This window comes from Paenibacillus sp. LS-5 (assembly GCF_056121505.1).
In genome coordinates this window covers 87,196-102,436 of the sequence record NZ_JBWAVA010000001.1, presented here as the reverse complement: position 1 = coordinate 102,436, position 15,241 = coordinate 87,196, and the positions used below count along the sequence as shown (strand labels likewise).

Annotated in this window: 12 protein-coding genes; all 12 read right to left on the bottom strand. The window is 50.1% G+C overall.

Translation table 11 applies throughout. The features are described 5' to 3' along the window. Positions 1-90: 90 nt before the first annotated feature. Positions 91-1,185: a multiple monosaccharide ABC transporter substrate-binding protein gene (gene chvE / locus AC0MA3_RS00450; protein WP_379153157.1), complete on the bottom strand. Its 1,095-nt coding sequence runs from the start codon at positions 1,183-1,185 to the stop codon at positions 91-93. Between the two features lie 244 nt (positions 1,186-1,429). Beyond that, complete coding sequence (locus tag AC0MA3_RS00445) at positions 1,430-2,659, bottom strand: response regulator (protein ID WP_474654770.1); 1,230 nt, start codon at positions 2,657-2,659, stop codon at positions 1,430-1,432. Between the two features lie 25 nt (positions 2,660-2,684). Further along, entirely contained in the window at positions 2,685-4,547 is a 1,863-nt protein-coding gene (locus AC0MA3_RS00440) for a cache domain-containing sensor histidine kinase (protein WP_474654769.1), read from the bottom strand. Positions 4,548-4,570: 23 nt separating this feature from the next. Next, positions 4,571-5,584 carry a substrate-binding domain-containing protein gene (locus AC0MA3_RS00435; RefSeq protein WP_379153163.1) on the bottom strand — a complete coding sequence of 338 codons (1,014 nt, stop codon included), beginning with the start codon at positions 5,582-5,584 and terminating at the stop codon, positions 4,571-4,573. A 207-nt stretch (positions 5,585-5,791) separates the two neighbouring features. Further along, on the bottom strand, positions 5,792-7,597 hold the full coding sequence (locus AC0MA3_RS00430) for an LTA synthase family protein (RefSeq protein ID WP_474654768.1): 1,806 nt from the start codon (positions 7,595-7,597) through the stop codon (positions 5,792-5,794). Between the two features lie 174 nt (positions 7,598-7,771). Further along, the gene (locus AC0MA3_RS00425) at positions 7,772-8,761 is read right to left on the bottom strand and encodes an aldose epimerase family protein (protein WP_474654767.1); all 990 of its coding nucleotides are present in this window, start codon (positions 8,759-8,761) and stop codon (positions 7,772-7,774) included. A gap of 83 nt (positions 8,762-8,844) precedes the next feature. Beyond that, on the bottom strand, positions 8,845-9,567 hold the full coding sequence (locus AC0MA3_RS00420; protein ID WP_379154181.1) for an MgtC/SapB family protein: 723 nt from the start codon (positions 9,565-9,567) through the stop codon (positions 8,845-8,847). 256 nt (positions 9,568-9,823) lie between these two features. After that, positions 9,824-10,615 (bottom strand): SDR family oxidoreductase, encoded by a 792-nt coding sequence (locus tag AC0MA3_RS00415; RefSeq protein WP_474654766.1) that lies wholly within the window; start codon positions 10,613-10,615, stop codon positions 9,824-9,826. Between the two features lie 283 nt (positions 10,616-10,898). After that, complete coding sequence (locus tag AC0MA3_RS00410; RefSeq protein WP_474654765.1) at positions 10,899-12,011, bottom strand: rhamnogalacturonan acetylesterase; 1,113 nt, start codon at positions 12,009-12,011, stop codon at positions 10,899-10,901. A gap of 34 nt (positions 12,012-12,045) precedes the next feature. Next, complete coding sequence (locus AC0MA3_RS00405; RefSeq protein ID WP_379153173.1) at positions 12,046-12,885, bottom strand: carbohydrate ABC transporter permease; 840 nt, start codon at positions 12,883-12,885, stop codon at positions 12,046-12,048. A gap of 3 nt (positions 12,886-12,888) precedes the next feature. Then, positions 12,889-13,785, bottom strand: coding sequence for a carbohydrate ABC transporter permease (locus AC0MA3_RS00400; RefSeq protein ID WP_379154183.1), 897 nt, complete (start codon positions 13,783-13,785; stop codon positions 12,889-12,891). A 106-nt stretch (positions 13,786-13,891) separates the two neighbouring features. After that, positions 13,892-15,223, bottom strand: coding sequence for an ABC transporter substrate-binding protein (locus AC0MA3_RS00395; RefSeq protein ID WP_474654764.1), 1,332 nt, complete (start codon positions 15,221-15,223; stop codon positions 13,892-13,894). Between the last annotated feature and the right edge of the window lie 18 nt (positions 15,224-15,241).

Genomic DNA, 15,241 nt, shown 5'->3' with positions numbered 1-15,241 from the left:
CTTTCCTTTATGACTGTTGCAGCGGTTGTTGCGGCTTGCAGCCTTTACAAGCACTGCTTGCCGCATTCCGCTAAAAACATTCTCAGCCTGCTATTCGCCAAGCTGTTCTTTTGTATAATAGCCGCCTTCTACGAGCACTTTATCCACATTGGCAGCATCCACTGATACTGGCTCCAGCAGGTAAGATGGTACAATTTTGACTCCATTGTCATAGGTGGTGGTATCGTTGACTTCTGCTTCTGTGCCGTTCAGTACACTCTCCGTCATCTCTACCGCTTTTTTGGCCAGCAGACGAGTATCCTTAAATACAGTCTGTGTCTGTTCTCCGGCCAGAATCGACTTCACAGAAGCGAGCTCAGCATCCTGTCCGGTTACAACCGGAAGCTTCTTGTCACCCGAACCATAGCCCACGCCTTTCAGTGAAGAAAGAATACCAATACTGATGCCATCGTAAGGGGAAAGGACAGCATCCAGATTATCGCTGGCATAATTGGCACTCAGCAGATTGTCCATGCGGGCTTGAGCAGCCGCACCATCCCAGCGAAGTGTAGCCACTTGGTCCATCGTAATCTGCTTGCTGCGGACAACTAGCTTGCCCGAATCAATGTAAGGCTTCAAGATCGACATGGCTCCGTCAAAGAAAAAGTAGGCGTTGTTGTCATCCGGCGAGCCGCCGAAAAGTTCAATGTTAAACGGCCCTTTGCCTTCTTTCAGTCCCAGCTTTTCCTCGATATAAGAGCCTTGCAGCACACCAACTTTGAAATTATCGAAGGTAGCGTAGTAATCCACGTATTCGCTTTTCTTGATCAGACGGTCATAGGCGATGACTTTGACGTTAGCATCATGCGCTTTTTGCAGAACGTCTGTCAGGGCTTCACCATCAATGGAAGCGATAACAATAGCATTCACGCCCTTAGTGATCATATTCTCGATCTGTGATACCTGGTTCTCAACAACATCCTCAGCGTATTGCAGGTCTGTGCCATAACCCAGGCTCTTGAATTCTTTTACCATATTGTTGCCGTCGTTCACCCAGCGCTCTGAGGACTTCGTCGGCATCGCAATGCCCACCTTGCCCTTCGTTCCTTCCGAACTGCCGCCGGAGCTGTTTCCTCCGTTATTGCCGCAAGCGGATAATACCAGTACAAGTGCCAATGCCAGCATAATGAATGAATACTTTTTCATAATCTGCGCTACCCCCTGAACTATTCTGGTGTCGCGGGCAGTCTGCCCGTTTGACAAGTTGAGTATAGCAAGGGGAACAGGGGTCGGTATTTACACTCAGGCTACTGTTTTTATAAAATCAGAACTTTTGTCAGCGTTTTCAAAATTGATATGTATGTCGAACTTTTGATTTATTTATGACGATAAATAAACCACATACGGGATAAGCCGCATGTGGTTCCTTTTATAGCCTATGAGTATAGTCTTACTCTCCTTCGCGACCTGCACGCTCTCCATCTTCCGGCAGTACACCTTTGCGGAACTGGAGCGGGGATACGCCCGTCTGCTTCTTAAAAGCGGTACTGAAATAATGCTGGGTTTCGTAACCTGTACGTTCCGCCACTTCGCTAATGCTAAGTTCTGTGGAGTGCAGCAGCTGTGCCGCTTTGCGGATGCGGATTTGGGTCAGATACGCCCCGAAGGATTCACCTAGTTCCTGCTTGAATAGCCGGCTGAGGTAGACCGGTGAGGCTTGAAGGCTGCCGGCAGTGGATTCTAGAGTGAGCCCGTATTCGTTAAAATGCTCCAGCATATACTGCCTCGTTCTTCGGACCAAGGGGGACAAGGGCTGTTCCCTGGAGAGGTTCACTCTGCATTTGCGGTAAGCGGCTGCCAGACTTGAGGTATCTCCCTCAACAGATTGGATGCCCACCTCAACGGCGATCTTGAGATGGGTTCGCACTACGGCCTCAACCCCGGCCAGTACCGGTTCCCCAGATTCATCCCACAACAGAATGATGATCTGACCTGCAGCATCCCGGAAGATTACCTTACGATAATCCTGAAACAGCTCTGCCACAATGTTCTCAATCGCAAAAAGAAACAGCTGCCGCTCTTTCTCCTGCATCCCTGAGTTCTGTGTCTCCCTCCAGCGGATCATGCCGATAACTTCAGGACGCTCCGGCGGCAGGCGCAGGAAGTGCAGCTGCTCCCTGATTTCGCCCCGGCTCAGATTCCCTTCCAGCCATTCCTGGCAGAAGCGTTCCCTGAGCAGCGGGAAGTTCTTAAGAATCTGCCGGGAGGCCTGCTGGAGATGCTGGCTCTTTTGCTTCTCCAAGACCAGCTGATCCCTGACTCCGCGAAGCACCTGCATCAGCTGCTTGGGATCGGCAGGCTTGAGAATATAGTCGTGAACCTGCAGACGAATCGATTCCTGAGCGTAGGAGAACTCATCATGGCCGGTAATCACAATGATTTTACAGTCAGAACGGTGCTCCCGCAGCTGCTTCATCAGCTCAAGGCCATGCATGATCGGCATGTTCAAGTCCACTAAGGCAATGTGTACTTCATGCTGGACGGCCAGCTCCAGCGCTTCCTCGCCGTCCTCCGCTTCCGCAACTACCTGAAGCCCCAGACCTTCCCAATCCACACTTCGTCTGATCCCTTCACGGATGATCGCTTCATCATCGGCAATCATTACTTTCCAAGGTTCCATTGCTTACGGCTCCTCCCTATCAGATTCATTTCTCCGGATAGCTGTCAAGGACAACGGGATGTCGCACAGTTACTACCGTTCCCTTACCGCGTTCGCTCTCAATATGCAGCCCATAGGGCTCTCCATAAGTGAGCCGCAGGCGGGCCTGCACATTCAGAATGCCGTAGCCACTACCCGCACTGCCCGGCACCGGCTGCTCGATTTCCCCGGCATCCCCGTCATTTCTGCCCACAGCCGAAAGACGCTCCTGTAGCATAGCAAGCCTTTCCGGGGTCATTCCTGCCCCATCATCTCGAACCGTCAGGTACAGCTCATTTGCCTGCTGTACCACCTCGATGGAAATATGGCCCGGCCCCCGGCGCTCCTTGATGCCATGGTAGATGGCATTCTCCACAATGGGCTGCAGCAGCAGCTTAAGCACATATAGCTCGTGAAGCTGCGGATCCACTTCAATACGGTAAGCCAGCTTGCTGCTGTAACGCACCTGCTGAATTTTCAGATAGCTCACCATATGCTCCAGCTCGTCGGACAACGGAACCAGATCACTGCCTTTGCTGAGGCCTAGCCTGAACAGCTTGGATAAGGATTGAACCACTTCCGCAATATCCTCCGCCCCCTTGTTGCGGGCCATCCAGTGGATCGTATCCAGTGTATTATAGAGAAAATGCGGCTTGATATGCGCCTGCAGGCTGCGCAGCTCCGCTTCCCGCTTCTGCCGGGCCTGAAGCTCTGTCAACGAGAGCAGCCGGGCAATCTGGGCCAGCATCGAGTTGAAGCTGCGGCCCAGCAGGCCAATTTCGTCGGAACGGTTGCCCCAGTAACGGATCGTCAGATCACCGGACTGCGCCTTGCTCATGAAGGAGGCCAGTTGACCGATCGGACGCGAAATCGAGTAGGCCAGATAGAACGAGGCTGTCATCCCCAGCATGCAGACGATAAATACGAAGGTGACCACATTGAACGTAATCTCCCGGACCCCATAGGCCGATTCGTCCATAGGGAACACGCCCATGGTGGTCCAGCCCGTAAAGGGAGAGGTTCGATAAATCAGCTGCAGATGACGGCCAGCCACGGTCTCTGATGTAAAACCCGAGGTTTCAGTGAACAATGCTTTTGGGATATTGTTCATAAAAGGATGTTGCGGCGCGTAGATGATTTCCCCGCTGCTGTCGACGACGGTAAGATAACCGGTTTTGCCCAGTGTGACGTCTCTTGCTGTTTCAGCGATGACCCTCAGCTTCAGATCAATCAGTACAACCCCCTGAACCACTTGTGTCTCTGGGTCAACAATGGCTCTTACAGCAGACACCACCTCGCTCTCCTTATAATCCACATGTGACATTACGGCACGGCCATAAGGGTGACCGATGATTTTGAATATCCCTTTATTGTTTTCAGCTTCTTTATACCAGGCTTCGTTAATCACAGAGGTGCCCGGCCGGGTATACATCTCATTGCTGATGAAATCGCCTTCACGATTAACCAGCATAATACCCGCAATTTCGGAGCTAAGGGTGGTAAAGCCCTGGAGAAATTTACGGATGTTATATTCCGCAGACTCCCCGCCTTCGTACCATTTCCCAGCTTGCTCCGGATCCTTCATTGAGCCGTTCATAAAGGCCTGCACACCGGGGTCAAAAGAGATCAGGTAGGTGATCTTCTGGAGATCCTCCACTTCATTTTCCAATGAGGAGTTGACTTTGCCGATAAGCTGCATTGTATTCTCGTTACTTCTTTCCTCTACAATCCGATCAACTGTCCAGCCGATGAGCAGCCCGAGTCCGATGGAGGGGAGAATACTGATTAAGAGAAAATGAATAATTAGCTTATAGCGGATCGGGAGGTTATTCAGCTTCAGCTTTTCCACATTCAGGCTATTCTTGCGCACAGGCAGCCCTCCCCTGCTTCTCACTACTTGGCATAGTAATTATCCACATTGGCCCGGGTCACTACATCAATCCCGGTATCCACATTATCCGGCACGGGCCTCGGCTTGCTGCCCTCATAGGCCGCCCGGTCTTGCTGCAAATCACGGTGCAGGTGGAACAGCTCGGTCAGCGACCAATAACCCATGTTCCAGGTCCCTTGCGCCATAGTCGCAGCAATCCTGCCTTCCTTTACAAGGTCGAGTGTCCCCTTATCGGTATCGAAGCTGATAATCTGTAGCGTGGAACTGTCTCCCTGCTTCGCCTGCACGGCTTCGGCTACGCCTATTCCACCGTTCGACTCTGTTGCAAATATCCCTTGAAGCTGCGGATACTGAATCAACAGCTGCTCTGCCGCCTGCCGTGAAGCTACCTGATCTCCACGTCCATCCTTGACCGATACCAGCTTCATTTCCGGATACTCACTGCGGATCGTATGACTGAACCCATCCGTGCGTTCCTGGTGATTGTGCTGGTCAGGTGTTGTAATCACCGCCACTTCGCCTTTGCCTCCAGTAAGCTCGGCCATTTTGCGGGCAGCTTCAACACCGGCATTGTAATTATCCGTCCCAAGAAAAGAATAGGCTTTGCTGTCAGGCGCCCCCGAATCAAATAGAACCACCGGAATTCCACTCTCCACCGCTTTGTTTATCGTAGCTGTAAGCAGCTTTGAATTCACCGCAGAAATGGCGATTCCCGCTGGTTTTTTGGCTATCGTCTGCTCCAGCACCGTCATCTGCTCATTGGCATTATGCTGGGTTGAGCCATGATATTCTACAGATACATTCAGCTCCTCAGCCGCATCCTCGAAGCCTTTGAGCACACTTTTCCAGTAATCTATGCCGATCTGGAACGTAACCATCACGTACTTATCTTCGATGTTCCCGCGCAGACCGGCATTTTCCCAAGGGTCTTCGGGGCCCGGCTGCAGCTTGTAATTCAGCACATAAATCAGGAATAGGCCAATCAAAAGCACATAGACAAGCCCCAGCTTTTTCAACATGTAACCCCTTTCAATAATAAAATAACAGCTATTCGCTTTATACCCGCTCCCACCCTCATATGTTAAGTCCAACATGCTGATTCCGTCAATGAATGTACCAGACATTCCCTTGTCCGATTCCTAGAATCAAAAAAAGAACTCTGCCATAACAGCAGAATTCTCATCTTTCAAAAGTATCATTTTTCTCCGGAACAATAGGGTTACTCAGAACATCAAATCTGCCGCATATCCTTCTCCTTCAAGCAGATCATACTCCACCATTCGGTAGTCATCCAGCAGCGGCTGCTGTTCGGGAGTCACCGTGGTTATCTTGTCTGTTGCACCGATCAGTACGTTTTTACTGAGGCCGGGCAGCTGTGTCTGCACCTGCTCCAGCATTTTATAGTAGGACGGCAGCGATTGGCCAGACAGCTTGAACACGGTTGGTCCAAGATAGGCAGGACTCAGCGTTCCCAGCTTTTCCTTCCCGATATCATAATTGGCCAGGATCATAAGCTTGGTCTCATGCTTCAGCCGGGGTTCCTGGTCCCAGCCAGCATCCGTATAGATTCCCGCCGACAACGCCGGCAGATGGTCCCCCCAGAACACTACAATGGTTGGCCGTTCGATCGTCTTCAGTTCCTGCTGCAAATAAGACAATGCCTCGTCAGTCAGCTTGGTGTCCTGAACATAGGTTTCGAGCTCATCCTTCCAGGAATCCTTAGCACCCTGTACAGTGATCGTATTCGGGCCATTATGACCTTTGGTAAATGGAAAATGATTCTGCATGGTAACCATGTGCAAGAAGGTCGGAGTATCTGAAGCTTTCAGCTCATGGATAGCCTCTTGGACTGCAGCTTTATCAGAAATATATCCCTCTGGTGTGATCCGCTCTGCATGCTGTAAATCCTTCTCGCTCGTAAAACGGTCAAACCCAAGTACAGGATATACCCGGTTCCGGTTGTAAAATGTCTCATCGAACGGATGCAGAGCCAGCGTCTGATAACCTCTTTCCTTCAGGATGCTGACGATGGAGGGAAGTGAGGACATTTTGACAATCCGCTGCTGATAAGGAATCGACCCGTCCCCCAAAAAATACATCGACATCCCCGTCAGCGCTTCAAATTCCACATTCGCCGTATTGCCTCCAAACTCAGGGGAAAGCAGGTACCCTGCCGGGGTTACCGTTTCCTCTTGATGAATAAATGACAACGGATCTTCACTGAACTGGAGGCCAGGCAGCCGGGTGGGATCAAAAAACGCCTCATCCATCATGAACATGATGTTCGGCTGCTCCACCGCTTTTGACGCTGCAGGAGTATCCGGCAAAGAGCCATATTTTGCAGCTATGACTTCAATTGCCGCCCGGGTGTATCCTTCCGGTTTCTCCAGCAGATTCTGCCGCAGATTCCCTGTGAATGCAAACACAAAGCCATTCTGGGAGTAATTCACCTTCTGGTTCCAGAAAATATTCTGGTAATTCAGGGAGGAAGCAAAGGTCGTTTGTCCGCTGACCATCACCACAAAACCGGCCATCATACCCACTGACACCGCAGTGAGCAGCATTCGCAGCGGCAATTGCACTCTGACCTTGGGCAACTTAAGCAGCAGCCATACCCCCGCCGCAATCACCAGAATAGCAAATATAGCCGCAAGCGGAGAAATCATACCTTTCGTAATCTTGCTCATTTCTCCGGCATTCTTCACCAGCATCAAATCCCAAGGGAACAGAGGCTCCCCTGTTGTACCTTGCTTCTTGTAATTCGCGATACCCAGCAGAAGAATCAGAAGAGTCCCAATCACCGGGCCAATATACATATTGGGTAAGATCGCCGAAAAGGCCATAAGCACGAAGAAAAAGAACAAGCTGCCGCCTACATACAGCCAATAAGACTTCCCGATCCACTGGAGCACGCTTATGAAATTCATGTCCAGCGAAGCCGCTTGAATCATAAAGTTCAGCACAAAACCGCCCAGCAGCAGGCCAAGCAGCAGAAAACCCAGTTTTTTGGAAGGTAGAATATAACGCATTGCTTTCACTCCTATCTGTACTAAACGTACAGTATACGCCTCTTAGCTTAAAGGAGCATTAAAGCGGCCTCATAAATTAAGCTTCATACTATATAGCTGCAAAAAAACAGGGCGCAGCCACATTCGCTGCACCCCATCCGTAACACTGCTTACTGAACTCCCGCACTTAGTGACTTATTTTACATAAATACGGCTGGTTTCTTCCCAATATTCGCCCGGCTCCAGGCCAAACAATCCGATATCATCTGCTGGTAGATCTACCTTAGGTGCGTTAACCAGATTGATCTGCGGCTCCGGACAGAAGAACCCTTCGGTTGCGCCGTTGTTCCAGATCATCCATTGCTTGTAGGAAGTTCCCACATCGTATACGAGTGTGACTCCGGCCTTGCTGTCCGTAAGCTCCATGCGGTTGCGTCCATTCTGGGCGACTGCAGTGTAATGATTGTCCATTGGCGCATAAAAAGGATACAAGCCTTCGTCACGAAGAGCAATCTCATCGGCGGTCAGTTCCTGGAAGGAGCCAGTTGGCAGCATACGGTTGCTGAGCTCCCAGCGGTTCCCGATGGTTAGCTTCACCCGGTAATCCTGAGGAGTGCTTCCCGGTGCAAATGGTGCATTAATCGCAGTGTGGAATGCGAGCAGACATGGCATAAGTTCCTTACCATCATTATGCACCAGAAGCTGCTGGGACAAACCGGCATCGCTAAGGCTATAACGCAGTTTGACCGTATAATTGAACGGGAGGTATTGATACGATGGATGATTCTCGTCGACCTTAATGAACACCGTAACAAAGCTCTCACTAACCCCACTGCCGAATTCTTCAACCTGCCAGGCTGTTGTATGTAAGAATCCGTGCAGATGGTTGTGCGTAGCCTCTTCATTCACCGGAAGACGATAGGTTTGTCCATTCCATGGAAATTCCCCGTCCTCATAACGGTTCGGTGGAAACAGTACAGGGATACCGTGGATTCCTGGGTTCGCCTTGAACGCATCCATCTCATCTGCACCCGGCTCATGCAGAAAACGGTAACCGTTTTCGGTATCGCGGAAGCAAATCAGATTGCCGCCGATGCCTGGTAGAATAGCTGCTTCATACCGGCCCGCCTTCAACCAGACCGCAGCCTCTCCTTCATATAGACCTTCATAAGCTGTAATTGTCATAGTGTGTTTCTCCCTTCCATAATCTCAAAATGACGCTCTCCTAGATAGATTACCACATCTGTCCAGGAGGGAACATGTCATTTTTACAACTGTTCTACTTCAACGCTCATTACATGCTCTATTTTCTTCACGTCATAATAGATTTCTGTTGCGTAATCCCGGTCAGGGGCGGAAATAACCATATCGATCATTTGTCTGCCATCATCCAGATCCTTGATTTTCATCCGGCGAATCGTTCTTCCGTTCCTCTTCGACTTCCTGGATTCGACGGCATGACGTTCCTCAATTTTCTGAATCACATCTGTCAGTACATAATTAGGCTCCATGATGATTTTGATAGAGATCTCATGCTTGTTCAGCACCCCAGGGCCAATGGCTTTGATCAGATGCGGGACAGCATTGACAGCGAACATCAGCAGCACAACCGCATACCCGGCTTCCATATAAAAGCCTGCCCCGACGGCAATCCCGATCCCGGACGCTGTCCAGATCAGTGCAGCCGAGGTGAGGCCCGAAATAGCATCCCCGCCGCGCCGGAGAATAACACCTGCGCCGAGAAACCCGATCCCGCTGACAATCTGTGCCGCGAGACGCATGGGGTCCATATTCGGATGCGACGTCCCACCAAATTTGTCGTAAGCGTGAATAGAGACGAGCGTCACCAGACAGCTCGCGATACTGATGACCATACTGGTCCGGATGCCCAGCGGCTTCTGTTTCAATTGCCGGTCAATCCCGATGAACAGCCCGAACAGCATGGCCACAAGCAATTTGATAATCGATTCCATGTGCAAATTTAGATCCATACTCATAAATGCCCTCTCTTCTAAGACGATAAAAATAGTATACCTAAGCAGCAACGCCCGCGCCATCTTTAATAAGGGATCCTTATTAAGGATATTAACGTGAAGTTGTCTCATCAATAGAAAATGAAGAAACGGCATCGCTGTGATCTGCTATGCTTGCAGCCGTTCAGAGCTGCGCAAGTGCAGAAGACAGAGTCCGTTTCTCCAGACCACTGTTTCATTCAAGGTATGCTTTTTTATTATCGGTTAGAAGAGGTCACCCGTGCAGTAACGACTCAGCACCATCACAAAAGATTTCCGTACCGGTAATGTGGTCGGAATCATCGGAAGCCAGGAATAATGCCAGCTTAGCAACCTGATCCGGACGTCCAGGGCCTTTTTCCAGCGGCTCACCGCCATCCGGGAATTCCACAGCAATCTGCACTTCCTTCAGATCCTCGGATGGATAGGTATTGTCGTCAATATTGGTAGTGATCGCTCCCGGACATATCGCATTGACACGGATTTTGAATTGAGCCAGCTCCAGCGCGGCCATCTTCATAAAAGCGACTTGCCCAGCCTTGGTGGTACTATAAGCTGAGAAGCCAATATTTGAAAAAACACGGTTACCGTTAATCGAACTGTTAATCAATATGCTGCCGCCATTCTCTTTCAAGAAAGGAATTGCATATTTGACAGTGGCAAAGGTACCGCGCAAGTTGATGTTGATCGTCTGGTCCCAGGATTCAATGTCCATGGTCTCAATAGGTGTCATCGCCCCGTTAATACCAGCGTTGGCGAAGACAATGTCAAGTCTGCCCCATTTCGCTGCAGCCTGCTTCACCGCCTCTTCCACCTGCTGCGGTTCAGCAATGTCACACTCGATGACCACAGCTTCTCCGCCTTCTTCCTCAACCTGCCGGCGCACCTTCTCGGCATTCTCAACCGTCCGGTCAAGCAACGCGACTTTTGCCCCGTTTCGGGCAAATTCCAGCACAGACGCCCGTCCTATGCCTGATCCGCCTCCACTGACTATGGCTACCTTGCCTTGAAGCCTTTGTTCTGCCATACCTGATGTCCCTCCTAAGTAATTACGTGTTCAAGTTATGTTGTTTCCCTAACTTATACCTCGCATACCTTGTCGTGAATCGGTAAATCATCGGAACTTCGGGTATTTGGAGGTGCAGTGTTGGCCAATTGGCTCCATAGGGCAGCTAATGCTCTTATGTACAATACATGCTAAAAGGTTCCCGCCAATGAAAAATACACACAGCAGCGCTCCCCGGATGGGGGACCGCTGCTGTGTGTATTTAATTATTGTAACTTGATATAGTGAAAAGTACTGCTTACGTTCATTCACCCTGGCGCAAGTGAATAATCAGATCATTCAGTCCGGCTTCACGGATGCCCTCCACAACAAGCTGTGCCATAAGACGTGCTCCCAGGATTTGAAAATGAGTGTTATCTTGTACTCCGGCAGAGTGGCATAGATACTCACCGGGATAACTCCACATGAACAAGTCCTTGCTACCCTCCGGACCGTAAGTTTCATACAGCCTGCGGCTTTTGGAAGCCAGGTCAATCAGCGGCACCTGCTCGTCAGCGGCTAGTTCCTGCATTGCCGCTAAATATTCGCCGTGGGTATCCACGATCAAGCCTGCCTGATCGAACCTCCGCCGGTGCATTGGAGTGACTAGCACCGGATAGGCACCAGCGTCACGCGCGGCCATAATCATCTGGAGCAGGTTCTCTTTATAAGTCGTGTACGGTTCCGTATGTCTGGCTTCATCGGGCTTCGAATCATTGTGTCCGAACTGGATGAAGAGGTAATCGCGTGGCCTGAGAACGGCACTGATCTCCTGTAGGTGGCCTTCCTGGATGAAGCTGCGAGTGCTGCGTCCAGATAAAGCGCGGTTATCCACGACAACCCCGGGTTTAAAGAAGAGCGGAAGCAGCTGCCCCCAGCCTGCGTAGGGATAACCTTCCTCTCCCTGGTCGGTTACAGTTGAATCTCCAGCGAGTACAATCGCCAACGCCTCGGTATCCTCTTGAATCACAAGTGTGTTAATCCGTGGCGCCTGTCCTGAAAAGGACAGGCTTAGCTGCCCTCCGCTCACCCTAAGCGCGAAGGCTTCGTGCAAAACCTGTCCTGCCGGAACGTTCAACGTTTCAAGGACATATTTGCCATTGCCCGCTCTAACTGTGGTAATGGTGTCAGCCAGTATATCGCCGACCAATAGCGTGACCCGGTAGATGCCATCCGGCATATCCACCAGAAACTTAGCCTTCTGCGGGATACAAAAGTCTCTCACGAGTGTATCTTCTCCACCCCGGAATCGTCCAAATACAGATGAACCAGGAGCGAATCCAAATCCTTGCTCAGGACTGTAAAGGCTATCCGGCTTCACTTTGGTGTAGCCGGGTGCAGCAGCCTGTATGCCAAAATCAAAACAATAACTTTTCACAGGCGAAGCGCATCCTTTCCCCATGCATGCATATCTAGCCTTTGAGCCCGCTGGTGCTGATGCCATCCACGATCTGCTTCTGGAAGATGAAGAAGATCAGCATAACCGGTGTCAGGCTCAATACGGACATGGCGAACATTGGCCCCCAATTGGATACGGACTCACTGTCCAGGAACATTTTGAGGCCCATAGACACGGTATACTTGGACGGGGAATTCAGATATAGCACAGGTCCCAGCAGATCCTCCCAACGCCAATAGAAGGAGAAGATTGCTGCTGTTGCCATCGAAGGACGGATCAACGGAAGGATGATTTTGTAATACAGTCTGAACTTGCCGCACCCGTCGATGGTTGCCGCTTCATCCAATTCACCGGGAATGGTGCGGATGAACTGCAGCATCAGAAAGATGAAGAATGGAACTCCGAAGAACTGCGGAATTACGATCGGGCGGATGCTGTCCAGCCAGTTCAGCTTGGTATAAATAATATATTGCGGTACAAGCACGACATCAGCCGGCAACATCAGTGTCATCATCATGATTCCGAACCAAAGGCCATGACCGACAAATTTATTGCGGGCGAAGCCGAAAGCGACCAACGATGAGGAAAATACTGCTCCAATTGTAGCTACGATAACAATTACAAACGAATTTTTGATGAAGACACCGAAGGAATAACCGGCTACCCCTTCCCAGCCTTTAGCATAGTTCCCCCATTCCCAGGGATGCGGAAGCAGAGTCTTCGCCGTAACAAAAACCATACGGCTTTCCTTGAAGGAGCTCATGATCATCCATAGAATCGGGTAGAGCATAATGATGGCGAGCCCGCCGATAAGGATGTGATAGATCGGCCATTTGATTTTATTCTTCGCCATGACTCACTTTCCTCCTCCCGATTCGTAGAAGACCCATGATTTGGAGGTCTTGAACAGAATACCTGTCATAATGCCGACCAGCAGTAGCATCACCCAAGCCATAGCCGAAGCATATCCCATGTTGTTGAACATGAAGGCCTGACGGAACAAATACAGGGAATAGAGCATCGTGCCATCCATTGGGCCGCCCTCGCCTTTAGAGATGATGTAGGCAGGAACAAAGGTCATGAATGCACTGATCGTCTGCATAACCATGTTGAACAAGATGACAGAGCTGAGCAGCGGCAGCGTGATTTTGAAAAATTTACGGAAAAAGCTCGCTCCGTCCACACTCGCGGCTTCGTACATCTCACCTGAGATATTCTTCAGCCCGGCCAGGAATATCAGCATGGAGGAGCCGAATTGCCAGACTGACAAAGTAATCAGCATGAACAGTGCGGCATTCGGATTACCAAACCAGCTAACCGGTCCAAGACCAAAGAAGCCAAGCATGCCGTTGATAATACCGGTATCACTAAAAATATTACGCCACATGATGGAGACTGCTACACTTCCCCCGATGATAGAAGGCAGATAATACACCGTACGGTAAGCTCCCACCATCTTGGATTTTGTATTCAGAATCATCGCTACGAACAAGGCGAAACCCAGCCGAAGCGGCACTCCGATGAACACATACAGCAGCGTAACCTTAAGGGAATGCAAGTACTTCGGATCGCCGGTGAACATTTTGACATAGTTATCCAGTCCTATCCAGCGCGGCGGAGCGAACAGATTATATTTGGTAAAAGACAGATACAGTGATATGACCATCGGCACCAGTGTAAAACACAGGAAACCGATAATGAAAGGACTGATAAAGGCATACCCCGTCAAATTTTTGCGCAGCCGCTGACCCAGCGATTTTTTCGCTCTATAAGTGCCAGGACTTACGGTAATGGGATTACTTAAGCCCAATGTTCTCCAACTCCTATCCAGTTAAATTCACAGTATGGCAATCACCATTTTAGCGGTTCGCAAGAATCTCGCTGGCTTCTTTGCGGAACTGGGTTGAAGCTGCTTCTGGTGTAATCTGGCCAAAGTTCATCTGCTCTGCAAGGTCAGTCAGCAGGGCAACCACTTCAGGTGAACCTACAGGAGGACTCATCGGTGAAGTTTTGGGCTCCATATCAGCAACGAATTTGAATACCTGTTTGCCGGAATCTGTTAATTCTGTAGCAAGCGATTCCTTGATTTTACTCGAAATCGGTACGCCGCGTTCGCCCTTGATCAGCTTGTTCGCCTCAGCATTATTCGTCCAGAAATCAATGAACTTGGCTGCTTCTTCTTTGGCTTTGGAGTTCGATGTGATCGACCAGTACATGCTCGGCTGCATATACAGACCTTTCTCCATATCTGGACCCGGCATCGGGGCCAGTTCCATCGGACGGTTCACCGCGATTTGCAGCGCGACATATTGGTTGGACCACTGCCACATACCGATTCCAGTTCCTTTGACGATGTCAGATTCTTCGATAACGCCTTTATTCTGACTCAGCTTATCTTGCGACGGTACTGCCCCTTTGGCAATCAGATCAGATGTCATCCCGAAAAAGTCAGTGAACAGCGCATCGTCATCATACCCGAGAGCAGAGCCTTCTGAATTATAGAGTGACAGGCCTTTAGTACGCAGATAGTAGTTGAAGAAAATATCCGCGGCCATCGAGGAGTCCATGAAGAGTCCGGCATCCTTGGCTTTCATGGCAATTTCTTTGTATTGATCCCACGTCCAGTTCTCTGGAATCGAATCTACACCGGCTTTCTTCAGCAACGCAGGATCATACTGGAACCCGAGTACGTTAACTCCCAGCGGAATACCATATTGTTTGCTGTCGATAACACCGGTAGAGAGGACATTTTCATTCACATCACCCACCTGAATCGTTTTGTTCAGATAAGGCGTCAGATCCTCCAGCTGTCCGTTGGTGCCGTATTGATTAATATAAGAAACATCCATTTGTACGATATCAGGGAGGCGGTTAGCTGCAGCTTGGGGAGCAAGCTTTTTCCAGTAATCATCAAAAGATGCATATTCCGGTTCGATCTTCACATTAGGATTCTGGGCTTCATACATATCAATGACCTGTTGGGTATACGAATGACGCGTATCGCTGCCCCACCAGGCAATCCGCAGGGTTACGGGATCTGACGAGCTGGCGGCCGTTGCTGCGGCTGGCTGGTTGCCTGCTGCGTTTGTGGCAGCTGCATCCTTGGCGGCGTTATTGCTATTGTTGCCGCCGCATCCTGCCAGTATAGACAGCAGCATCGGAACAGCCATTAATGCGAATCTCTTTTTCAATTGGATATCTCCCCTTTT

What these genes read in the sequence shown, in the direction of transcription:
- AC0MA3_RS00430 (WP_474654768.1), bottom strand. Translation starts at nt 7,597, where the DNA reads ATGCGTTATATTCTACCTTCCAAAAAACTGGGTTTTCTGCTGCTTGGC.
- AC0MA3_RS00445 (WP_474654770.1), bottom strand. Translation starts at nt 2,659, where the DNA reads ATGGAACCTTGGAAAGTAATGATTGCCGATGATGAAGCGATCATCCGT.
- AC0MA3_RS00405 (WP_379153173.1), bottom strand. Translation starts at nt 12,885, where the DNA reads ATGGCGAAGAATAAAATCAAATGGCCGATCTATCACATCCTTATCGGC.
- chvE (WP_379153157.1), bottom strand. Translation starts at nt 1,185, where the DNA reads ATGAAAAAGTATTCATTCATTATGCTGGCATTGGCACTTGTACTGGTA.
- AC0MA3_RS00420 (WP_379154181.1), bottom strand. Translation starts at nt 9,567, where the DNA reads ATGGATCTAAATTTGCACATGGAATCGATTATCAAATTGCTTGTGGCC.
- AC0MA3_RS00425 (WP_474654767.1), bottom strand. Translation starts at nt 8,761, where the DNA reads ATGACAATTACAGCTTATGAAGGTCTATATGAAGGAGAGGCTGCGGTC.
- AC0MA3_RS00415 (WP_474654766.1), bottom strand. Translation starts at nt 10,615, where the DNA reads ATGGCAGAACAAAGGCTTCAAGGCAAGGTAGCCATAGTCAGTGGAGGC.